20 protein-coding genes are annotated in these 21,436 nt (G+C 64.1%); 15 read left to right on the forward strand and 5 right to left on the reverse strand.

The genetic code is table 11. From position 1 onward, the window contains the following. The 7 genes from Q8R81_RS00800 to mmsB all read left to right on the forward strand — a co-directional run. A partial coding sequence (locus Q8R81_RS00800; protein WP_305615224.1) for a CoA-acylating methylmalonate-semialdehyde dehydrogenase occupies positions 1-1,371 on the forward strand: 1,371 nt, incomplete at its 5' end. Positions 1,372-1,459: 88 nt separating this feature from the next. After that, the gene (locus Q8R81_RS00805) at positions 1,460-1,954 is read left to right on the forward strand and encodes a hypothetical protein (protein ID WP_305615226.1); all 495 of its coding nucleotides are present in this window, start codon (positions 1,460-1,462) and stop codon (positions 1,952-1,954) included. A 14-nt stretch (positions 1,955-1,968) separates the two neighbouring features. Next, positions 1,969-2,268: an I78 family peptidase inhibitor gene (locus Q8R81_RS00810; RefSeq protein ID WP_305615227.1), complete on the forward strand. Its 300-nt coding sequence runs from the start codon at positions 1,969-1,971 to the stop codon at positions 2,266-2,268. A gap of 84 nt (positions 2,269-2,352) precedes the next feature. Next, positions 2,353-3,495, forward strand: coding sequence for an acyl-CoA dehydrogenase family protein (locus tag Q8R81_RS00815; RefSeq protein ID WP_305615229.1), 1,143 nt, complete (start codon positions 2,353-2,355; stop codon positions 3,493-3,495). 2 nt (positions 3,496-3,497) lie between these two features. Continuing rightward, positions 3,498-4,577, forward strand: a complete 1,080-nt coding sequence (locus tag Q8R81_RS00820; RefSeq protein WP_371135278.1) for an enoyl-CoA hydratase/isomerase family protein — start codon at positions 3,498-3,500, stop codon at positions 4,575-4,577. Further along, entirely contained in the window at positions 4,574-5,356 is a 783-nt protein-coding gene (locus tag Q8R81_RS00825; protein ID WP_305615232.1) for an enoyl-CoA hydratase-related protein, read from the forward strand. The genes Q8R81_RS00820 and Q8R81_RS00825 overlap by 4 nt, the downstream gene beginning before the upstream one ends. A gap of 129 nt (positions 5,357-5,485) precedes the next feature. Next, positions 5,486-6,355 (forward strand): 3-hydroxyisobutyrate dehydrogenase, encoded by an 870-nt coding sequence (mmsB, locus tag Q8R81_RS00830; protein ID WP_305615234.1) that lies wholly within the window; start codon positions 5,486-5,488, stop codon positions 6,353-6,355. Positions 6,356-6,493: 138 nt separating this feature from the next. On the opposite strand, the gene Q8R81_RS00835 is transcribed toward mmsB, so the two are convergent. Continuing rightward, a complete protein-coding gene (locus Q8R81_RS00835) occupies positions 6,494-7,279 on the reverse strand; it encodes a CHAP domain-containing protein (protein ID WP_305615236.1) in 786 nt (261 codons plus the stop codon). Positions 7,280-7,403: 124 nt separating this feature from the next. Here Q8R81_RS00835 and der point away from each other — a divergent pair, with 124 nt between their 5' ends. The 3 genes from der (at position 7,404) to Q8R81_RS00850 (ending at position 10,067) form a co-directional block, all read left to right on the forward strand. Beyond that, positions 7,404-8,789 (forward strand): ribosome biogenesis GTPase Der, encoded by a 1,386-nt coding sequence (gene der, locus Q8R81_RS00840; protein WP_305615238.1) that lies wholly within the window; start codon positions 7,404-7,406, stop codon positions 8,787-8,789. A 1-nt stretch (position 8,790) separates the two neighbouring features. After that, on the forward strand, positions 8,791-9,216 hold the full coding sequence (locus Q8R81_RS00845; RefSeq protein ID WP_305615240.1) for a DUF983 domain-containing protein: 426 nt from the start codon (positions 8,791-8,793) through the stop codon (positions 9,214-9,216). A gap of 77 nt (positions 9,217-9,293) precedes the next feature. Continuing rightward, positions 9,294-10,067, forward strand: a complete 774-nt coding sequence (locus tag Q8R81_RS00850) for an SDR family NAD(P)-dependent oxidoreductase (RefSeq protein WP_305615242.1) — start codon at positions 9,294-9,296, stop codon at positions 10,065-10,067. A 122-nt stretch (positions 10,068-10,189) separates the two neighbouring features. Here Q8R81_RS00850 and Q8R81_RS00855 read toward each other — a convergent pair whose 3' ends face one another. Beyond that, positions 10,190-12,235: a protein-disulfide reductase DsbD gene (locus Q8R81_RS00855; protein ID WP_305615243.1), complete on the reverse strand. Its 2,046-nt coding sequence runs from the start codon at positions 12,233-12,235 to the stop codon at positions 10,190-10,192. A 120-nt stretch (positions 12,236-12,355) separates the two neighbouring features. Here Q8R81_RS00855 and Q8R81_RS00860 point away from each other — a divergent pair, with 120 nt between their 5' ends. After that, positions 12,356-14,035, forward strand: coding sequence for an alkaline phosphatase family protein (locus tag Q8R81_RS00860; protein WP_305615245.1), 1,680 nt, complete (start codon positions 12,356-12,358; stop codon positions 14,033-14,035). Continuing rightward, on the forward strand, positions 14,032-15,252 hold the full coding sequence (locus tag Q8R81_RS00865) for a UbiH/UbiF/VisC/COQ6 family ubiquinone biosynthesis hydroxylase (RefSeq protein WP_305615247.1): 1,221 nt from the start codon (positions 14,032-14,034) through the stop codon (positions 15,250-15,252). The genes Q8R81_RS00860 and Q8R81_RS00865 overlap by 4 nt, the downstream gene beginning before the upstream one ends. 16 nt (positions 15,253-15,268) lie before the next feature. Here the strand turns inward: Q8R81_RS00865 and Q8R81_RS00870 are convergent, their stop codons facing one another. The 3 genes from Q8R81_RS00870 to hemC all read right to left on the reverse strand — a co-directional run bounded on the left by Q8R81_RS00870 (position 15,269) and on the right by hemC (position 17,870). Continuing rightward, on the reverse strand, positions 15,269-16,114 hold the full coding sequence (locus Q8R81_RS00870) for a hypothetical protein (protein WP_305615249.1): 846 nt from the start codon (positions 16,112-16,114) through the stop codon (positions 15,269-15,271). Positions 16,115-16,233: 119 nt separating this feature from the next. Next, a complete protein-coding gene (locus Q8R81_RS00875; RefSeq protein WP_305615251.1) occupies positions 16,234-16,926 on the reverse strand; it encodes a uroporphyrinogen-III synthase in 693 nt (230 codons plus the stop codon). Continuing rightward, positions 16,923-17,870: a hydroxymethylbilane synthase gene (hemC, locus tag Q8R81_RS00880; protein ID WP_305615253.1), complete on the reverse strand. Its 948-nt coding sequence runs from the start codon at positions 17,868-17,870 to the stop codon at positions 16,923-16,925. The genes Q8R81_RS00875 and hemC overlap by 4 nt, the downstream gene beginning before the upstream one ends. Positions 17,871-17,915: 45 nt before the next feature. On the opposite strand from hemC, the gene tsaD reads away from it, so the two are divergent. Genes tsaD through Q8R81_RS00895 form a run of 3 tightly spaced genes read left to right on the forward strand, consistent with a single transcriptional unit; the run spans position 17,916 to position 21,434 of the window. Continuing rightward, positions 17,916-18,968, forward strand: coding sequence for a tRNA (adenosine(37)-N6)-threonylcarbamoyltransferase complex transferase subunit TsaD (gene tsaD / locus Q8R81_RS00885; protein WP_305615255.1), 1,053 nt, complete (start codon positions 17,916-17,918; stop codon positions 18,966-18,968). Next, on the forward strand, positions 18,965-19,960 hold the full coding sequence (locus tag Q8R81_RS00890; RefSeq protein ID WP_305615257.1) for an NAD(P)H-dependent glycerol-3-phosphate dehydrogenase: 996 nt from the start codon (positions 18,965-18,967) through the stop codon (positions 19,958-19,960). Before tsaD ends, Q8R81_RS00890 begins: the two co-directional genes overlap by 4 nt. Next, the gene (locus Q8R81_RS00895) at positions 19,953-21,434 is read left to right on the forward strand and encodes a lipopolysaccharide biosynthesis protein (RefSeq protein ID WP_305615259.1); all 1,482 of its coding nucleotides are present in this window, start codon (positions 19,953-19,955) and stop codon (positions 21,432-21,434) included. Before Q8R81_RS00890 ends, Q8R81_RS00895 begins: the two co-directional genes overlap by 8 nt. Positions 21,435-21,436 lie beyond the last annotated feature (2 nt).

Raw genomic sequence — 21,436 nt, forward strand, 5'->3', positions numbered from 1 at the left:
GACGATGCCGTTCAGCTCGCGAAGAAGGCGCAGGTCGCCTGGGCCGCGACGCCGCCGCTCCGCCGCCAGCGCGTGATGTTCAACCTGAAAGGCCTGGTCGAGAAGCGCATCGACGATCTCGCCCGCATGATGTCGCTCGAGCACGGCAAGACCTTCGAGGACGCGAAAGGCGAAGTCGGACGCGGCCTCGAGGTGATCGAATTCTCCTGCGGCATCGCCCATCACATGAAGGGCGACTTCACCGAGCAGGTCGCCTCCGACATGGACAGCTGGTCGATCCGACAGCCGCTGGGCGTGGTGGCCGGCATCACGCCGTTCAACTTCCCGATCATGATCCCATGCTGGATGGGCGCCATGGCGGTGGCCTGCGGCAACGCCTTCATCCTGAAGCCGTCGGAGAAGGATCCCTCCGCACCGATGCTGCTGGCCGAATTGTTCGCCGAGGCCGGCGCGCCCGCCGGCATCTTCCAGGTGCTGAACGGCGACAAGGTGGCGGTCGATGCGCTCCTGCATCATCCCGACGTGCCGGCGATCTCCTTCGTGGGCTCGACCGCGATCGGCCAGTACGTCTATCACACGGGCACTCAGCGCAATAAGCGCGTGCAGGCGCTGTGCGGCGCCAAGAACCACATGGTGATCATGCCCGACGCCGACCTCGACCAGGTGACCGACGCGCTGATCGGCGCGGGCTATGGCGCGGCGGGCGAGCGCTGCATGGCGATCTCGGTCGCGGTCGCGGTGGGCGACGTCGGCGACAAATTGATGGCCAAGCTGGCTCCCCGAGTTGCCGCGCTAAAGGTCGGACCTGGACTCGATCCGCAATCGGAAATGGGTCCGCTGGTGACGCGCCAGCACCGCGACAAGGTGATGGGCTACGTCGATGCGGGCGTGAAGGAAGGCGCCAAGCTGGTGGTCGACGGCCGCGGCCTGAAGCTGCAGGGCTACGAGAAGGGCAACTTCATGGGCGGCTGCCTGTTCGACAATGTCACCGCCGACATGACGATCTACAAGGACGAGATCTTCGGGCCGGTGCTCTCGGTCGTGCGCGCCAAGGGATTTGACGAGGCGATCGGCCTGGTGAACGACCATGCCTACGGCAACGGCACGGCGATCTTCACCCGCGACGGCGATGCCGCCCGGGCCTTCGCCAACGGCGTAAAAATCGGCATGGTCGGCATCAACGTGCCGATCCCGGTGCCGGTGGCTTATCACAGCTTCGGCGGCTGGAAGCGGTCGGCCTTTGGCGATACCAACCAGCACGGCATGGAAGGCGTGAAGTTCTGGACCAAGGTCAAGACGATCACGCAGCGCTGGCCCGATGGCGGCGTGGGTGATCTCGCCAACGCGTTCGTCATCCCGACGATGGGTTAAGGATCGGGGCTGAGAAAAAGCGGCTCAGGAAAGGAATGCTCCGGTGCGCGTTGGTTATTCCATCTGCATCAAGCACCGGAGTTTCCCGATGAAGCGCTTTATCCTTCCCCTTCTTGCCGCGCCTTTGGCACTGGCCGCCTGTTCGGACCCCTCGCCGGAGCGGGATGCTTCTTCCACGCCCAGCATGGCGCCCATTGTCAGCGAATCCGAAGCGTTTGCGCCGCCGGTTGCGCCGGGGGCCAGCGCTTCGGCAGTGGCGATGGAAGACGCATCGTTCCCGATGTCCATGCGTGGGCGCTGGGGCATGAATGCGGCAGACTGCGATCCGGGGCGTGCGGATAATAAGGGGCTGATGACGGTCGGCCCGGACAGCGTGAAGTTCTATGAATCCATCGGTGAAATCGGTGTGGTGGCGCAACGGACCGAAAACATCGTGCGGGCAACCTTCGATTATGAGGGTGAAGGCATGGAATGGAAGCGGGACGCGCGTTACGAACTGGTCGATGGCGGCAAGGTGCTGGTGCTTACCGAGTTCGGTGACGATGCTCCACAAGGCCCACGCCGCTACAGCCAGTGCAAGTGAGGGAGGCAATCGCGATGAAGCAAATTCTACTGACTGCCGCTGCCGCCGCTCTGGCACTTGCCGGTTGCACCACGCAGGCACCTCCGCAGGATTTGCCCGCGACACCTGAAGGCGTTTGCAATGCCGATACGGTGCAATCGCATCTTGGCCACAAGGCCAGCGCTGGCAGCGGCGCCGAATTGCTGCGGCTGACCGGCGCAAAGACCTTGCGCTGGGTGCCACCGCGTTCGGCCGTAACGATGGACTACCGGGCCGACCGGCTGACGGTGAGCTATGACGACGACTACACGATCGTCCGCATTTCCTGCGGATAGGTCTGGACAGCATGGGTGGCGGACCATATCCGCCGCCCAAGCAGATTAAGGGTGCGGTTAAATCCGTGTGACGGGAAGAGAGACATGACCGACCAGTTCGCGCTGACCGAAGACCAGATTGCCATTCAGGACATGGCGCGCCGCTTTACTGCGGACGCGATCACGCCCTTTGCCGCGCAATGGGACGAGGATCACATTTTCCCGCGTGAGACGATCAAGGCGGCGGCGGAGCTTGGCTTTGCGGCGATCTATGTCAGTGAGGAATCGGGCGGTATCGGACTTGGCCGTCTGGAAGCGGCGCTGATCATGGAGGCGATGGCCTATGGCTGCCCCGCCACCAGCGCATTCATCTCGATCCACAATATGGCCGCGTGGATGATCGACAAGTTCGGCGGCGACGAGGTCAAGGCGCGTTATCTGCCCAGTCTGGTCAGCATGGACCTGATGGCCAGCTACTGCTTGACTGAGCCGGGTTCGGGTTCCGACGCGGCGGCGCTCAAGACCACGGCCCGGCTGGACGGCGACCATTATGTCGTCAACGGGACAAAGCAGTTCATCTCGGGCGGCGGTGTGAACGATGTTTATGTGACGATGGTTCGCACCGGGGATGATGGCGCGCGCGGCATTTCGTGCCTTGTGATTGATAAGGATACGCCGGGCGTCAGCTTTGGCGCGCCGGAGCGCAAGCTGGGCTGGAACGCATCGCCCACCGCGCAAGTCGTCTTCGACAACGCCTTGGTGCCGGTGGCCAACCGTGTTGGCGCTGAGGGCGATGGTTTCAAGTTTGCGATGGCCGGGCTTGATGGCGGGCGGCTGAACATCGGGGCGTGCTCGCTCGGCGGGGCGCAGCGGTGCCTTGATGAGGCGGTGCAATACGTCAAGGACCGCCGCCAGTTCGGCAAGGCTATTGCAGAGTTCCAGAACACGCAGTTTGAACTGGCCGACATGGCGACCGATCTGGAAGCGTCGCGCGCGCTGCTCTACCTCGCTGCCGCCAAGGTCACATCGGGCGCACCCGACAAGACCCGCTTCTCGGCGATGGCCAAAAAGCTGGCGACCGACAACGGCTCGTCCATCGTCGACCGCGCGCTGCAGATGTTCGGCGGTTACGGCTACTTGCGTGATTATCCGATCGAGCGGTTCTGGCGCGATCTGCGCGTCCACCGCATCCTTGAAGGCACCAACGAAGTGATGCGCATGATCGTCGGAAGGGACTTGCTGAAGTGAGCATCCTGAACAGCACCGAAGACGTCCTGAAGTGCACCAAGGCGCACGCAGGCGTCATTTCCTTGAACCGACCCAAGGCTTTACACGCCCTGACGCTGGACATGGTTCACGCGATGACCGCAGCGCTGGTGGAATGGCGCAATGATCCTGCGGTGGGTGTGGTCCTGATCGATCATGCCGCCGCGCCGGACGGCGATCCAAAACTTTCCAGGGGCTTCTGTGCGGGCGGCGATATAGCCTTCCTCCGCAATTCGGCACTGAACGATGGTGGCGTTTCGGGCCGCAAGTTCTTTCATGACGAATACCAGCTCAACCACTTGCTGATGACGTATGGCAAGCCGGTGGTGGCGTTCATGGACGGCATCACGATGGGTGGCGGCGTGGGCATCTCAGGGCCTGCAACCTACCGTGTCGCAACGGAAAACACCAAACTGGCCATGCCCGAGACCGGCATCGGCCTGTTCCCCGATGTCGGCGGCGGCTGGTTCCTTTCGCGCCTGCGCGGGCGGCTGGGGCAGTATCTGGCGCTCACAGGCGCGCGGCTTGATGGCGCGGAATGCGTGTGGGCGGGGTTGGCCACGCATTACCTGCCGTCAGGCAATCTGGCTGAGGCAAAGGCACGGATTTCGGCCGATCCTGAGAGCATTCCAGCGATCCTGCGCGAACTGTCCGCCGTTCCGCCCGAGGCGAAGATCGCCGCCCACGCCGCTGACATCGAGCGGCTGTTCGCTTCGAACCGGTATGAGGACGTTCTGGCCGCGCTTGAGGCCGAAGGTTCGGACTTTGCCAAAGCCACGTTGGCGACGCTGGCGACCAAAAGCCCGCAGACTTGCAAGGTTGCGCTGCGCCAACTGGCCATCAGCCTGACGCTGCCAGATTTTGCCGCGAACATGGCGATGGAATATCGCGTGAGCGCGCGCGTGCTGACGCTTCCGGACTTTGCCGAGGGTGTCCGCGCCGTAATTGTCGACAAGGACGGCGCGCCCCAATGGTCGCCTTCAACACCTGAGGGTGTAACCGACGCGTTGCTGGACCAGATATTTGCGCCGCTTGGCGCTGCCGACGAATGGAAACCGCTATGACTTACGAAACCATCCTGGTTGAAAACAAGGGTGCCGTCACTCTTATCACGCTGAATCGCCCGCAGGCGCTGAACGCGTTGAACTCGCAGGTTCTGACCGACCTGATCGCTGCCTTCGCTGCGTTCGAGGCAGACCCTGCGCAGCGTTGCGCGGTGCTGACCGGATCGGGCGAGAAGGCCTTTGCCGCTGGCGCAGACATCAAGGAAATGTCGGACAAGCCTGCCGCCGATTTCTACAACGAAGACTTCTTTGCCAAGTGGACCAGCCACTTGGTCAAGACCACGCGCAAGCCGTGGATCGCAGCCGTCAATGGCTTTGCGCTGGGCGGCGGGTGCGAACTGGCGATGATGGCGGATTTCATCATCGCATCGGACACGGCCAAGTTTGGCCAGCCTGAAATCAAGCTGGGCGTGGCGCCCGGCATGGGCGGATCGCAGCGACTGACCCGCGCTGTGGGCAAGGCCAAGGCGATGGACATGTGCCTGAGCGGGCGCATGATGGATGCCGCAGAAGCCGAGCGTTCAGGCCTTGTCAGCCGCGTGGTGCCGCTGGCGGACCTGCTTGCCGAGGCGCTGAAAGCTGCCGAGGCGATTGCCGGAATGCCGCCTATGGCTGCAATGGCCAACAAGGAAATGGTCAACGCCGCGTTTGAAACCACGCTGGATCAGGGTCTGCTGTTCGAACGCCGCCTGTTCCAGGTGCTCACCGCCACCGAGGACAAGGCCGAGGGCATGAAGGCGTTCGTCGAAAAGCGCCCGGGTGTGTGGAAGGGGCGGTAAGCTCATAAAGTCCCCCTCCCGCTGGCGGGAGGGGTTAGGGGAGGGCATGTTCGCCCTCGGCAACGCGCAACCACCCAGCGGAACAGGCCCTCCTCCGGCCCCTCCCGCAGGCGGGAGGGGAGATTTACAATGAAAATCGCATTCATCGGCCTTGGCAATATGGGCGGCGGCATGGCCGCAAACCTTGTGAAAGCGGGGCATGACGTCCACGCCTTCGACCTTGCCGAAGCAGCGCTGGCGCGCGCGCAGGAGAACGGTTGCACGACTTACACTTCGGTGAAAGAAGCGGTGCAAGGCGCAGACGCCGTCGTCTCGATGCTGCCCAACGGCGCTATCATGAAGTCAGTCTATACAGCTGACGTTATCGGCCACGCACCAACGACGGCGCTGCTGCTCGATTGCTCGACCATCGATGTCGCCACCGCGCGCGAAGTCGCCACGGCCGCTGATGCAGCGGGCTATGCGATGGTCGATGCGCCAGTTTCGGGCGGAATCGCGGCGGCCAATGGTGGCACGCTGACCTTCATGGTCGGCGGCGCAGGCGATGCTTTCGCGCGGGCGGAACCGATCCTTGCCGCGATGGGTAAGGCTGTGATCCATGCAGGCGCGAGCGGGACAGGGCAAGCTGCCAAGATCTGCAACAACATGCTGCTCGGCGCATCGATGGTCGCCACGTGCGAGACGTTTGCGATGGCTGAAAAGCTGGGGCTGGACCTGCAGACGTTCTACGACATCTCCTCCAAGGCCTCGGGCCAGTGCTGGTCGATGACTTCGTATTGCCCGGTGCCCGGCGTTGGCCCGCAAAGCCCGGCGGACAACGGCTATCAGGGCGGCTTTGCCACTGCGCTGATGCTCAAGGATCTGAAGCTGGCGATGGCGGCGGCGCAGGATGCAGGCGCGCAAGTGCCGATGGGAGCGCGGGCTGAGGAGCTTTATGCAGCCTTCGCCGATGCAGGCAACGCAGGGCTGGATTTCTCGGCGATCATCAAGTCGCTGTGATGTTGCATCACCGGTAAAACGCACCTGCTCCCCCGCGAAGGCGGGGGTCTCAGGCGGTTTACGTGACGGTTCTGTAACAGGCCTGAGGCCCCCGCCTGCGCGGGGGAACAGGTTCTGGTGATGTTTGCGATTGGCCGGTCAGCGCGTTTTCGCAGCGATGATGCGGCCTATCGGGTCATTTGAAAGCGCCGCGCCAGAACGTGATGAGCCGCTGGCCACCGGCTTTTGCGAAGTGGCTTTCGGTGCGCCGTAACTCATGGTCAATTGCCGCCGCGCCGGTGCCGCCCGCGCGTCCACCTCGGGCCGTATGCCCTTCAGGAAATCCGCGCCGACCAGGGCTTTGGGGGCGTCTGCCGCCTTGGTCACAGGCTTGGCCGCCAGCAGTGTGAAGCCCTTCTGCTTGCCCGGCTTTTCCGGATAGATGAAGCCATTGACCGGCCACGCTGTCGTGCCCAGATTGCCGATGGGAGCAAACCACACGCGCACTTGCGACCAGTCGTTCTGTTCTGAAACGTCCACCGCGCGCACATTGTCTTCGATCTGCCCGCGCCGTCCGTCGATGGGAGACCAGTTTGCGTGGCGCAGCAGCACCGTGCGCGAATCGATCACCCTGCTGACCGCTGCCACATGGCCCAGTTCCATGCGGCCAGATGGCGCAAAGCTCATCACCGCACCCGGTTTCGGCTTGCGGCCTTTGGCATAGCGGCCCTCGGCCTGATCCCACCAGGTTAACGCGTCGCCATAGATCTGGATGCCGCTTATCTGGCGCGCATAAGGAACGCACTGCAGGTAAGTGAGTGATTCGCGATCCGGCGCAGACGCGCCGTCAAAGCGCGCGGAATCCTTGATTTCAGCGGCGTTTCCACCCGTGCCGGGCAGGGTGAACGCCAGCAAGGCGGCGATGCGGCAAATCTTTTCCCTCATGCTCTGCACTATCGCGTGCCAAGGTTAGGGCGCACCTTCTACCCTTGGTTAATGCAGCCCTAATCAAACACACTGACTTAAACGCGCCCTTGCGTTCACGCGCGGGAACAGCCACGGGAGGCCTATGCGCCCTCAAGTTATCATTATCGGACGCCCGAATGTCGGGAAGTCCACCATTTTCAACCGCCTCGTGGGCAAAAAGCTCGCACTGGTGGACGATCAGCCCGGGGTCACGCGTGACCGCCGCTTTGGCGATGCCACGCTGCTGGGCCTTGATTTCACCATCGTCGATACCGCAGGTTGGGAAGACGAAGACCCCTCGACGCTGCCCGGACGGATGCGCAAGCAGACCGAGGCGTCGCTAATTGGCGCCGATGTGGCGCTATTTGTTATCGACGCACGTGCAGGCGTGACCCCGCTGGACGAGGAAATCGCCCGGTATCTGCGCCAGAACCGTGTGCCCATCGTGCTGATGGCCAACAAGGCCGAAGGGCGTCAGGGCGATCCAGGCATTTTCGAGGCGTTTTCGCTGGGCTTCGGCGAGCCGGTCGCGTTCTCCGCTGAACATGGTCAGGGCCTTGCCGATCTGTTCGAAGCGTTGCGCCCGCATATCGAGGCCAAGCAAGCCGAGGCGGACGAGGATGACATTCCTTCGGTGGACGATGAGGAAGAATTCGATCCCGAATCCGTCCTGAAACTCGCCATCGTTGGCCGCCCGAACGCGGGCAAGTCTACGCTGATCAACCGGTTGCTGGGCGAAGATCGCCTTCTGACGGGGCCAGAAGCGGGCATTACGCGCGATTCAATTGCGATTGACTGGCAGTGGTTCGATCCCAAGCGTGAAGGCTATCGCCCGGTGCGCCTGATCGACACCGCCGGCATGCGCAAGAAGGCCAACGTGGTCGACAAGCTTGAACGGATGTCGGTTGCCGATGCGCGCCATGCCATCGATTTTGCCGAAGTCGTCGTGCTGATGCTCGATGCCACGCGCGGGCTGGAGCATCAGGATCTCAAGATCGCCTCGATGGTGCTCGAGGAAGGTCGCGCGTTGATGATCGCGATTAACAAGTGGGACATCGCCGAAGATCCCTCGGGCCTGTTCCAAGGCATCCGTGCCGCGCTGGAAGATGGCCTTGCGCAAGTGCGCGGTGTGCCGTTGCTGGCGATTTCAGGCCGCACCGGCAAGGGGCTGGACGAGATGCTCTCCGCCGCGTTCGAAATCCGTGCCGCATGGTCCAAACGCGTGGCCACCGCCGCGCTCAACCGCTGGTTCGATGATGCGCTGGCCGCCAATCCGCCGCCTGCGCCGGGTGGCCGCCGCATCAAACTGCGCTATATCACGCAGGCGAAAACGCGCCCGCCGGGCTTCATCCTGTTTGGCACGCGGCTCGATCAATTGCCGGAAAGCTATCGGCGTTATCTGATCAACAGCATCCGCCGCGAACTGGGCTTTGACGCCGTGCCAATCCGCATGACGTTGCGCAGCCCCAAGAACCCGTTCGCGAAGTAGCGTGCCAAACGCCGCCCTGCCGCTTGACCGTGCCAGCCTTCCGCAAGGGCTAAGCGCGGCGCTCTGGCGGGGGGTGAAGGGCAAGTGTCCGCGCTGCGGCGGGACGCATCTGTTTGCGGCATTCCTGAAGCCGGTAGAACGCTGCCGCCTCTGCGGGCAGAACTGGACGCTGCACGCGGCCGACGATTTTCCGCCGTACATCGCGATCTTGCTGACCGGGCACATCATGGCCCCGGTCATCATCGAACTGGGCCTCAGCCCTGCCGTTCCGGCGTGGGCTATGATGCTGATTGTGGCGGTAATGGCCGTCGGGTTGCTGGGCGCTTTCCTGCAACCGGCCAAAGGTGGCGTGATTGCGCTGCAGTGGTGGCTGGGGATGCAGGGCTTTGCGGCCAAGCCGGGCCGGGTTGAAGCCGGGCTGAAATAGCCGGTTTTCTGCTGCAAGTCAGAGCTTGCGCGTTTTAAGCATTCGGTTAAATCCACTCACCTGCACAGGAGAGGTTGATGGACTGCCCACGCTATTCGCTTGAAGGCCGCGTTGCGCTGATTACCGGCGCTTCATCCGGGCTGGGTGCGCATTTCGCGCGGCTCTATGCGGCGGCTGGGGCGGCGGTCGTCATTGGCGCGCGGCGGGTCGAGCGTGTGGCGGCGCTGATGGACGAGATCAACACGCGCGGCGGCAGGGCGCTGGCGGTGGCGCTTGATGTGACGGACGAGGCTTCGATCATCGCGGCGTTCGATGCGGCCGAAGCGGGGCTGGGCGTGCCTGATGTGGTGGTGGCCAATGCCGGGATCGTCGAGGCGGGGAGGTCGGTCGACCTGTCCGCAGATATGGTGCGCCGCGTGGTCGATACGAACTTCAACGGTGTCTACCTCACGGCCCGTGAAGGCGGGCGCCGGATGATTGCGGCGGGATCGAAACAATCGGAGAAGGGTCGCGTGATCCTCACTGGGTCGATCACCGCACAGACGACCGGGAGCGGCGATTCCGCCTATGCCGCTACCAAGCTGGCGGTACAGCATCTGGGGCGGCAGTTTGCGCGCGAATGGGCGCGGCTGGGAATCAACGTCAACGTGATCCAGCCCGGCTATATCCGCACCGAGATTGACGGCGAATGGTTCGATACCGATGGCGGCAAGGCGCAGATTGCGGCGTGGCCGAGGAAGCGGTTGGCCGAGATTTCGGCGCTGGATGACATGATGCTGTTCTTTGCATCAGACGCATCACGGCAGGTGACGGGGACATTTATCTCGGTGGATGACGGGCAGTCATTGTAACGCGCCCCAAGCGCAACATTGCGTCCCCGCGTAGGCGGGGACCTCAGGCCGTCTACGCTGACCCATCATAAGCTGCACGAGGCCCCCGCCTTCGCGGGGGCGCACTGAGCTATAGTGAAGAGCTAATTGCTGGGCAGTTCCGCCAGCAGGTCCGGCGTCAGCACTTGCGGCAACTGGCGTGGTTCTACTCCGTTCGCCGGATACCACAAATAGAGTGGCACGCCGGCAACACCCTGTGCGGTCAGGAATTTCGTGATCGCCGGATCGCGGCGTGTCCAGTCGCCGACCAGCACGACAACGCCTGCCTTTTCAAACGCCGCTTTGGTGCTTTCACGCTCGATCGACGTGCCTTCGTTGACCTTGCAGGACAGGCACCAGTCTGCGGTGAAATAGGCGAAGACGGGCTTTCCAGCCTTACGTGCTTCCGCAAGGGCCGCCTCGGAGAAGGGCTTGGCCGCGAGCAGGCCGCCGCTGTCAGCAACTGGGGCCGTGGCAAGGCGCGGGGTGGCGGCGAAGGCGGCGGCACCGAGCAGGAGCGTAGCAGGTAAGGTCCACGCCATCACTGCGCGGCCCCGGCGCTGGCCCTTGCCAGTGAATGCCAGCAGAACGACCAATGCCGAGGCAAGCGCTACCATGGCGGCGACGAACTCTGCCCCACCTACGCGCCATGCCAGCCAGCCTAGCGCCAACGCCGTCAGGCCCATCGGCAGCGCCATCCAGCGGCGGAAGCGCTCCATCCACGCACCGGGCTTGGGCAGTAGGCGGCGCAGCGCCGGGATGAAGCCGAGCAGCAGGAACGGCAGGGCAAGGCCAAGGCCGAGCGCCGCAAATACGCCCAGCGCGGCCCATATCGGCAGGACCAGCGCCGCACCCATCGCTGCGGCCATGAACGGACCGGTGCAGGGCGTGGCGACGAAAGCGGCAAGCAGGCCGGTGCCGAACGCGCCGGAATTGCCTGCGCCGCGCTCGACCGACAGGCCGGGGAGTTCATAGACGCCCAGCAGGTTGGCAGTGATCGCCACGGCCAGCAGCAACAGGACGGCCACGACGCCGGGTTCCTGCAACTGGAACGCCCAGCCAACCTGTTCCCCGCCCGCGCGCAAGGCCAGCATCACGCCGCCGAGCAGCAGGCATGCAAGGACGACCCCGCCGGTGTAGGCGAGGCCTTCGGATCGCGCGTTGTGGGAGTTACCACGAGCGAGCGCGAGCGCCTTGAGGCTGAGGATCGGGAAGACGCAAGGCATGATGTTGAGGATCAGCCCGCCGAGGAACGCACCGAGGAGTGCAAGGCCGAGCGTGGCGACAGAGAAGGTGGCCGTGCCGCCAACTTCCTCGCCGCTGGTGGAGACGGCTCCCGGCGCTGCGGTGAATGCGATGCCGCCTGCGTCCTTGCCCATCGCCAGCACGCCTTCGACCTTTTGCGCAGGCGTGGGGGAAGCGGCGAGCGGCACTTCCACGATCAGCGTATCGCCATCACGGAAGAAGCGCTGCGGCGCGCCGTAGTTCGCCAGTCCCTCGGTCGAGAGGAACAGGTGCGGTGTGTCGAGCGGGGCCGAGCCCGGGAAGGGCAGGGCAATGCGCAGGGCCTTGTCCGTCAGCGCAAAGCTGCCAGCACGATCAAGCGGGGCAGGCAGGGCTGCGCGCCAGCCTTCAAAGCGGGCGTCTTTTGCGCCGCTGCCGATTGTGACGGTGCCCTGCAATTCAGCGCGTTCGGGCACGCAGATGGCGTCGGTGCAGGCCAGCCACTGGGCTTTGACGCTTATCGGCAAGGTGCTGCCCCGAACAGCACCTACAGGCACCCTGAACGGCACCAAGACGGCGTAGTCGTGTTCATAGACGTGGTTCATCAGGCCCTGGATGACCAACGTCTGCGGCACTGGAAACTGCATTGCGCCGGTTGTGGCCCCTTGCGGCAAAGTCCAGTCGAGCGTCAGGCCGTAACCCGCATCGCCGGGGTTGGACCAATAGCCGTGCCACCCCTTTTCCGGCTGCATCAACAGCGCGAGTGTGACCGTGCCGCCCGGCTCCACCGGACCTTCTGCCAAAAGCGAGGTCTGCACGTGATTGGGGGCGGCGCGTGCCGGGGCGAAGTTCAGGAGCAACAAGGCCGTCACAAACATCGCTATGATGCGCAAAGTGTTGATCCGGGCCGTTTCGCTGATCGGCATAAAGGGGGCCAAGGTCCAAAAAGGCCCCTTGAACGAGAGCGAAAGCGGGGCCATGCGTAGCGCTCTTGGGCGTCCTACGGCTGGCCTTGCCTTGAGTCCAGTAAGCTTGCCCATAGGAGTATGTCGCGCGTGAAAAGCCTTGCGAAGTCTGTTGCCGTGCTGATGGCAACTGCCCTGCCGATGATCCCCGTCACTGCGCAAGAAGCGCCGCAACCGGTGAGCCAGCAGGTGCCGGCCAATGCGCCCCGGCTGATCGTGGCGATTGCGATTGACCAGTTGTCTTCGGACGTATTTGCCCAGTATCGCCAGCGCTTTACCGGCGGTTTTGCGCGGTTGACGCAGGGTGCGGTGTTCCCGGCGGGCTACCAGAGCCATGCGGCGACCGAGACTTGCCCCGGCCATTCCACCATCCTTACCGGCAACCGCCCTGCGCACACCGGGATCATTGCCAATTCGTGGATCGACCAGTCGGTCACGGTGGGGCCGAACGTAGTCTATTGCGCCGAGGATGTGGCGCAGCGCAGCGCAGGTTCCAAGGACTATGTCGCCTCCACCGTGCATCTGCTGGTCCCGACGCTGGGCGAGTGGATGAAGCAGGCCAACCCGGCTGCGCGCAACATTGCCGTTTCGGGCAAGGATCGCGGTGCGCTGATGATGGGCGGGCACAATATCGATCAGGTTTACTGGTGGAAGGGCAAGGGTTTTGCCACGCTGAACGGGCGCGACATTGGCCCCGCCGCCGTGGCGCAGAATGACGAGATTACGAAGGCGCTGGCCAAGGGTGCGCCAGAGTTCCCCCTGCCAGACTATTGCCGCCGCGCAGACCGTGCGATCAAGGCGGGCAGTGCAACCGTTGGTAACGGCCATTTCGCGCTGAAAGCGGGCGATGCCAATGCTTTCCGCACATCGCCCCGGCTGGACCGGGCGACGCTGGATCTGGGCCTGAAGCTGGTGGACGAGCAGAAGCTGGGCAAAGGTGCAGTGCCTGATGTGCTGTCGGTCAGCCTTTCCGCCACGGACTATGTCGGCCATTCGACCGGCACCGAAGGCGCGGAAATGTGCATTCAGCTGACGCAGCTCGACATGGCGCTGGGCGATTTCTTTGCCAGCCTCGACAAGCGCGGGATCGACTATGGCGTAGTGCTGACGGCGGATCACGGCGGGTTCGATCTGCCGGAACGGTTGCACGAGCAGGCGTTGGACAAGGCCTCGCGGGTGAGCAGCGCCGTTTCCGCGACTGCACTTTCGGCTACGCTGGGCAAGAAGTATGGGCTGGAGGCGAAGGATCTTGTCCTTTCTGATGGCGCTGCGGGTGATTACTGGCTGCGGCGCGATCTGGCCCCCGGCCTGAAGGGCAAGCTGGTGGACGATGCCAAGGCGCTGCTTGAGGCTGATCCGCAAGTTGAAGTGGTGCTATCTGCCGCTGAAATTGCCGCGACGGCGATGCCGACCGGTTCCGCCGAGACCTGGACTTTGGCCGAGCGTGCGCGCGCTTCTTACAATCCGCTGCATTCGGGCGATTTCGTGGTCATGCTGAAGCGCGGCGTGGTGCCCATTCCCACGCCCGGGCCGGGCTATGTGGCAACGCATGGCAGCCCGTGGGACTATGACCGGCGCGTGCCGATCCTGTTCTGGCGCAAGGGCATGACCGGGTTCGAACAGCCGAGCGCCATTGAAACGGTGGATATCGCCCCTTCGCTGGCGGCGTGGATTGGCCTCAAGATCCCCGAAGGTGCATTTGACGGACGCTGTCTCGACCTTGATGGTGGCCCCGGCAATACGTGTGGAGCGATCAGGTGAGCGATTCGAATTCCGATGTGGTGATCCTTGGCGGCGGGCTGGTCGGCATGACGCTGGCCATCGGCCTTGCCAAGGCTGGGATCAGTTCTCACGTGGTCGACAATTCCGATCCCGCTGCGCAGACGGCGGACGGGTTTGACGGGCGGGCGTCAGCGATCTCTACCGCAAGCTGGAACCTCTACACCAACCTCGGCATGGCTGATGATCTTGCGCCCAAGGGCTGCCCGATTGCATCCATCGCGGTAACCGACGGGATGAAGCCCGGGCGCATCGATTTCCAGCCGGGCGAGGGAGATGGCTCGCTCGGCCGCATGTACGCCAACCGCGACCTGCGCATTGCGATGTATGGCGTGGCCGCGCGTGAAGAGGCGATCAGCTTTCATCCCAACAGCCACGTCGTTTCGCGCGAACGGGGCGAGCATGGTGTGGCGGTGACTTTGGCCGATGGGCGCGTGCTGAAGGGGCGGCTTCTGGTGGCGGCAGAGGGGCGCAAGTCTCCCACCCGCGATGAGGCCGGGTTCACGCCTGCCAAATGGGACTATGGTCACCGCGCGATCATCGCCGGGCTGACGCATGAAAAGCCGCACGGCAACGTGGCGTGGGAAGTGTTCTATCCGGCGGGGCCTTTCGCGCTGCTGCCCTTGCTGGATACTGAGGACGGCAAGCATCGCTCCGCACTCGTCTGGACGGTGGGAGAGAAGGATGCCGCTGCGGTTCTGGCCATGCCTGAGGCGATGTTCCTGGGCGAAGTGGCGAGCAAAATGCACGGTATCTTTGGCGAAATCGCGCTGGCCAGCGCGCGCACATCCTATCCGCTGAACTTCCACCACACCGCAAAGATCGTGGAAGACCGGCTGGCGCTGGTCGGCGACGCGGCCCACGGGATGCACCCGATTGCCGGGCAGGGCCTGAATGTGGGCCTGCGCGATGTGGCGGCGCTGGTCGAAGTGCTGGCCGATGGCGTGCGGCTGGGGCTTGATGTGGGCGATGCGCAATTGCTCGCGCGGTATGAACGCTGGCGCGCGGTTGATACCTTCATGGTAGCCACGGCAACGGATGTGCTGACGCGAATGTTCGGCGTTCCGGGCAAGCTGCCGTCTGCCGTGCGCCGCCTTGGCATGGCGGGCGTGCAGCGCGCCGCTCCGCTCAAGCGCTGGTTCATGGATGAGGCGCGCGGGATGAGTGGGAACCTGCCCAAGCTGCTGCGCGCGGCCTAGGGTCAGAAGTTGGGGGTCAGAACTCCGGTTCGGATGGTGCGGGCGCGGAAGCTGGGGCTTCAGCGGCCTCCGGTATCGGCAGTGTTGCTGGCGCTGTCGCAGGTGCTGATACGGGCTGTGCGCCGGTAAGCGCAGCGGCCTCAAGCTGATCGAGTGCGCGCTGGGCGGCCATGTAATCGCGCGCGTGGACAATCCAGTCATTGGCAGCGGCGCGGCCTGGCATCTTCTCGATTTCAGCAACCGCCGCTTCCACTTTGCCGCCAGCCAGGAACGCGCGTGTGCGTTCAAGCCGCAGTTCGGGTGCGGGTGACGGCGAATCATCGTGGCGGACTACAAAGATATCCGAGACTTGGCGGCTGAACCAATCCCACGTGCCTTCGTCTTTCGTCCCGCCGACCAGTTGAGTGCCAAGCAGTTCGAATTCTTCACCGAGTTGGGAGATCGTGACGGGCATCGCCCCAGCGGCAATGACCCGGTCCACCGCTGCGCCTTGCGTCTGCCCGAAGCGGGCGCGAAGCTGAGCTTCGATCCAGCCGAGTGGCTGGCCGCGTTCAACCGCCCGGCGCGCCGCGAAGGCGAGGAGCAACGCTTCGGCATGGCTGGCATTGCCAGAGGCGGCGATGGCCTGCTGGTTCAGTTCCGCCAGCCGCTGTTCGAGCGCGGCCAGCTTTGCACTTGCGCTGTCGATCTGCGCATCAACCTGCGCGCGATTGGCAACGGCGACAGCTTCAGCCGCCGAAGCGCTGGGCGACGGCGGTGCGATGGGAGACGTGACGAGTTGTGGCACACCGGAATCGCCGATCTGCACATCGATCAATCCGTTGCGCCAGCCGAGCCATGCCGCCCCGGCGGCCCCTGCCAACAAACATCCTGCCACCAGCGCCGCAATTGTGCGCCCACCTAGGCCGCTTCGTCGCGGTGCCGCTTGCGGGCTATAGCCTAAGTCTTGCATCCGTTTTCGCTTGTCCTGTCGCCCCGATGTCACACTGTCTTACACATTCGCATGGCAGTTTCCAGCAGCATGGCATCGGTTCTTGCAGGAGCGGTGGCGATTGCCCCCCACCCTTCTCCGGCAAGCGTGGCAATGCGGGGTGCAAGGCACGCTATAAGAACCGATTTCCTTTGAATTTCAATTCTCTGACATTCAGCAGCCAAATGCCTTGCCGCTTCGCCGGAGTGGAGCAGCACAACTGCGCCGGTGTTTAAAATGTGTGCCAGCGCACTTGGAAGAGGTGATCTGCGTGCCGCATAAGCGACCACGGTCTCGATTCGCACACTGGGTGGCGGATTGAGGTCTACGCGGTCTTCACCGGCGATTCGAATGTAGTTCCCCGGCGGTAGCGCGGCGACGACGGGTTGTAGTCCCCCTTCGCCAATGCCGCTAACGGTGAACCCTGCAGCACGCGCACTTGCTGCAGTCGTCTCGCCCACGGCGATCACCGGAACATCCAATAGCGTTTGCAAAGCATCGCCGCCGTGGCGGAAGACGTTGGCGCTTCCGGCAAGAATTGCGTCGAACGAACCCTCAGGAACGTCACATGCGAGCGGCGCAATGGTGAACAGCGGAAAGCCCAGCGCCTCCACCCCGCGTTCACGGGCGGCAGCGCAGGTAGCATCGTTGCCCGGTTGCGGGCGGATCACGATGAGCGGCAGCGGCTTTGAATGCGCGGTCATTCGCCCGAGAAGTGGACAGTTACAGATTCCGGCGCATCGGCAAGAAGGCGGTGCGCCAGCCGCTGTGGCCCATCAATATCGCCCGGCGCAAACGTCTCGTGCGCTTCGATGCGTTCTGCGCCGTCAGGGCTGTAGATTGCAGCACGCAAGGTGAGCGAGGTTTCGTGGTGGGTGGTCAGCACGGCGATCGGGCTGTGGCAATTGCCGCCCAGCGCCTTGAGCAAAGCGCGTTCAGCCATGACTGCATGATGTGTAGGCCTGTCGTCGATGGCGGAAAGATAGGCGCGCACGCGTTCGTTGGCGACAAGGCATTCGATGCCGATGGCGCCTTGCGCCGGGGCCGGGAGCCATTCGTGTTCTGACAGCGGCGTGCCGACGCCGGATTGGTCAAGACGTTGCAGCCCGGCAGCGGCGAGCAGGGTCACGTCCGCCTCACTGGCCTGCAACTTCGCCAGCCGCGTAGCGACGTTGCCGCGAAAGCCGACGATGGTGAGGTCTGACCGCGCGTGGAGCATTTGGGCTGCACGGCGGGGCGCGCTGGTGCCGACGCGCGCTCCGGGCGGAATGGCATGGATGGAGGCCGCACCCACCAGAACGTCGCGCACGTCGGCGCGGGGTAGAACGGCGGCGATGCAGAATTGTTCAGGGCGCAGGGTTTCCACGTCCTTCATTGAATGGACTGCAAAGTCGATCTGGCCTTCGAATAGCCAGGCGTCCAGTTCCTTGGTCCATAGCGCTTTGCCGCCGATGTCAGCCAGAGGACGGTCGAGAATCTTGTCGCCACTCGCAGTGACGGAGATGATTTCGACCATCGTTTCGGGCCAGCCGTGGGCCGCGCAAAGGCGCGCGCGGGTTTCATACGCCTGCGCCATTGCAAGCGGCGAGGCGCGGGTGCCCAGCTTCAGAGGGCGTTCAGGCGAGGCTTCTATCGGCTGTGTGTTCATGCTCTGCTTGCCGTAACCGGGATTATCACTAGAGGGAAGCGCCAGATGGCCCTGATCCTTGGCATAGAATCCAGCTGCGATGAAACCGCCGCCGCGGTAATCGACAGCAATGGCACGACGCTGAAAGAGCGGATCGTGGCGCAGCGCATTGCCTCGCAGGACGATGCGCACCGCCCCTATGGTGGCGTGGTGCCCGAAATTGCGGCGCGCGCGCATGTCGAAGTGCTTGGTCCGATGGTGGGCGCAGTGCTGGCCGATGCGGGGCTGACGCTGGATGATATGGACGCGATTGCGGCAACGGCGGGGCCGGGGCTGATCGGCGGGGTGATGGTCGGGCTGGTCACCGGAAAGGCGCTGGCGATGGCGGCAGGAAAGCCGTTGATCGCGGTCAACCATCTGGAAGGCCACGCGCTTTCGCCGAGGCTGGCCGAGCCGTCGCTTGCCTACCCCTATCTGTTGCTGCTGGTTTCGGGAGGGCATTGCCAAATCCTCGAAGTGGCAGGCGTGGGGCAATATCGCCGCCTTGCCACGACGATTGACGATGCGCTGGGTGAGGCATTCGACAAAACGGCTAAGATTCTTGGGCTAGGCTATCCCGGCGGGCCTGCGGTCGAGCGGCTTGCGCGTGAGGGCGATGCCAAGGCTGTCCCGTTACCGCGCCCGCTGGTGGGGAGTGGGGAGCCGCACTTCTCGTTTGCGGGGCTGAAAAGCGCGGTGATGCGGGCCAAGGATGCCGGCATCCACGCTGATGCCGATATTGCCGCATCGTTCCAGCAGGCCGCGCTTGATTGCGTGGTGGACCGCACGCGGATTGCGCTAGGCGCGGCGACTCCGGGAATGACCGCGCTGGTCGTGGCGGGCGGGGTTGCTGCCAATGCCGCGTTGCGCGCTGCGTTGGAGGCTTTGGCAGCACAGCACGGGTTGCCTTTGGTCGCCCCGCCGCCAAAGCTGTGCACAGACAATGCCGCGATGATCGGCTGGGCTGGCGCAGAGCGGTTTGCTCTGGGATATACTGACGGTCTCGACGTAGCGGCGCGCCCGCGCTGGCCGCTCGATGCCAATGCCGCGCCGGTGCGTGGTGCGGGGGTGAAGGGATGACTGCTGCTGTTGGGGTAGTCGGTGCAGGCGCGTGGGGCACGGCCCTTGCGCAGATGCTGGCAAGCGATGGGCGCGAAGTGCTGCTCTGGGCGCGTGAGGCTGAACTGGTTGACGAGATCAATTCAGCCCGCACCAACAGCCTGTTCCTGCCGTCGGCCAAGCTGGCACGACCCATCCGCGCGACGACCGACCTTGCCGATATGGCCGCGCTGCCGGTCCTGCTGCTGGTCACTCCTGCGCAGTTCCTTGCCAATGTGCTCGGCGGCATCGGGCGCTCGGGCGGCGATGTGGTGCTTTGCTCCAAGGGAATCGAGGCGGGCACCGGGCGGTTGATGGCCGATGTGGCGCGGGCTGCCGCACCCGGGGCGAGCCTTGCGGTGCTGTCCGGGCCGACGTTTGCCCATGAAGTGGCCGCTGGCCTGCCGACTGCCGTGACGCTGGCGTGCGCGGACGGCGAGGCGCAGTGGCAGCGGCTGTCTGCCGCTATCGCCCGGCCCACTTTCCGGCCTTATTACTCCGATGACGTGACTGGTGCCGAGATTGGTGGCGCGGTCAAGAATGTGCTGGCCATCGCGTGCGGCGTGGTGGACGGCCTCGGTCTTGGCCAGAACGCCCGCGCTGCGCTGATCAGCCGGGGCTTTGCGGAAATGCAGCGTTTTGGGCTGGCGCTGGGCGCACGGGCAGAGACGCTGTCCGGCCTCTCGGGCCTTGGCGATCTTGTGCTGACCTGTTCGTCCACTTCAAGCCGCAACTTCTCGCTGGGCAAGGCCCTGGGCGAGGGCGCGAATGCCGCCGATGTGCTGGGCGCGAAGAACTCTGTGGCAGAAGGCGCATTCACCGCGCCGGTGCTGGCCGAAGTGGCGCGCAACCGTGGCATTTCGATGCCGATTGTCGAGGCAGTCGTCGCTCTACTGGAAGGCGCAGCCCCGGCGCATGAAGTCGTTGCGGGACTGCTCTCGCGTCCACTGAGGGCGGAAAACCCGCTTGTCTGACGCCGCACAACCTCCGCAGCAGGACATCGCAGCTCTGGCCAAGGGCGGGCGCACGAACTTCCTCGGCTTCCTGCTGCGTCTGCTCGCGCGCATCCCGTTCCTGTTTATCGCCAGCCGCCTTTATGGGGCGCCCGCGATGGGCCGCTTTGCTTCGGCGCTGGTGATGGTCGAGTTTGCCGGAATGCTGGCGACGCTGGGGCAAAAGCGCGGACTGGCGCAGCGCTTGGCCGAGAATGACGAGCATCCGGCCAATGTTGTGGGCGACGCCGTGCTGCTGGCCATGTCATTGGCGCTGGGCATGGGCGCGCTGATCTATTTGTTCCCGCAGTCGATGTATCCCAGCGGCAACTACGGTATGGCCGATACGCTGCTGGTTCTGGCGATTCCCGGCCTTGCGCTTGGTGATCTGGCGCTGGCAGCACTGGCTTATCGGTTTGATGTGGCCACCACGGTGCGTGCGCGGTCGGTGGTTGAGCCGTGGACGATCTCCATTGCGGCGGGCGCGTTCTACTTTGTGTGGCCGGAATCGGGTCTCAGCCTTGCCTATCTCGCCTCGGTCTGGGCGGCGACGGGGGTGGCGCTGTTCGTTTTGGTCCGCACTTATGGCCTACCCCACGCGTGGAAGCCACGCCCGGCGCTGCTGTGGCAGATCGCGCGGCGCAACATTCCGCTGGCCGGGGCCGATGCGGTGGAATGGGGCACGCGCAAGCTCGATGTGTTCATCCTGCGCTTCTTCGTGGGCGAGGCGGCGGTGGGTATCTACTACTTCGCGCAACAGATCGCATCGCTGCCACAGAAGCTGAAGACCAGTTTCGAGCCGGTGCTTGGGCCGGTCATCACCCGCAGCGTCAAGGACAAGGACTATGCCGCGATTGCCAAGCAGGTCTGTCAGGTCGGCTTCTGGATCGGGGCTGCACAGATCGGCATTGCGATGGCGCTGGGCATTCCGGGCGAGGGGCTGATGGGCCTTGGCGGACCGGCATTTGTTTCGGGCACGGCGGCGCTGGCGTTCCTGCTGATCGCAGAGGTCGTAGCGTCCAAGGCGGTGGTGAGCGAGGCCGCGCTGGTCTACCTCGCCCGTATGCGCAACCTTTGGATCAGCCTTGCGACGATCGTGTTTCAGGCGGTGTTGACGATTGCGCTGATACTGCTGGCAAGAAACGCAGACTGGGGACCGATGTATGTGGCGGCAGCAGCATCGCTGGCGCTGGCGGTGTCGCTCGGGCTGTCCTCTGCAGTGAAATCGCGGGTGCTATCGCGCATTCTTGGCTATTCGATCAGTAACTGGCGCTGGGGCCTTGCATGGGCCATCGTGCCTGCGCTGGTTGTGGGCATCGCTACTACGTGGCTGCCTGAATGGGCTGAACTCGCCCTTGGAATTCCCATGATTCTGGGTATTTATTGCTACATGTTATGGGTCCGCGCGTTCGGGCCGGAGGATCGCGTGCTGTTCCGCAAGCAGCAGGCGGCCTGAGG

It is taken from the genome of Novosphingobium sp., from assembly GCF_030696665.1.
In the GTDB taxonomy this organism is placed as follows: Bacteria; Pseudomonadota; Alphaproteobacteria; order Sphingomonadales; family Sphingomonadaceae; genus Novosphingobium.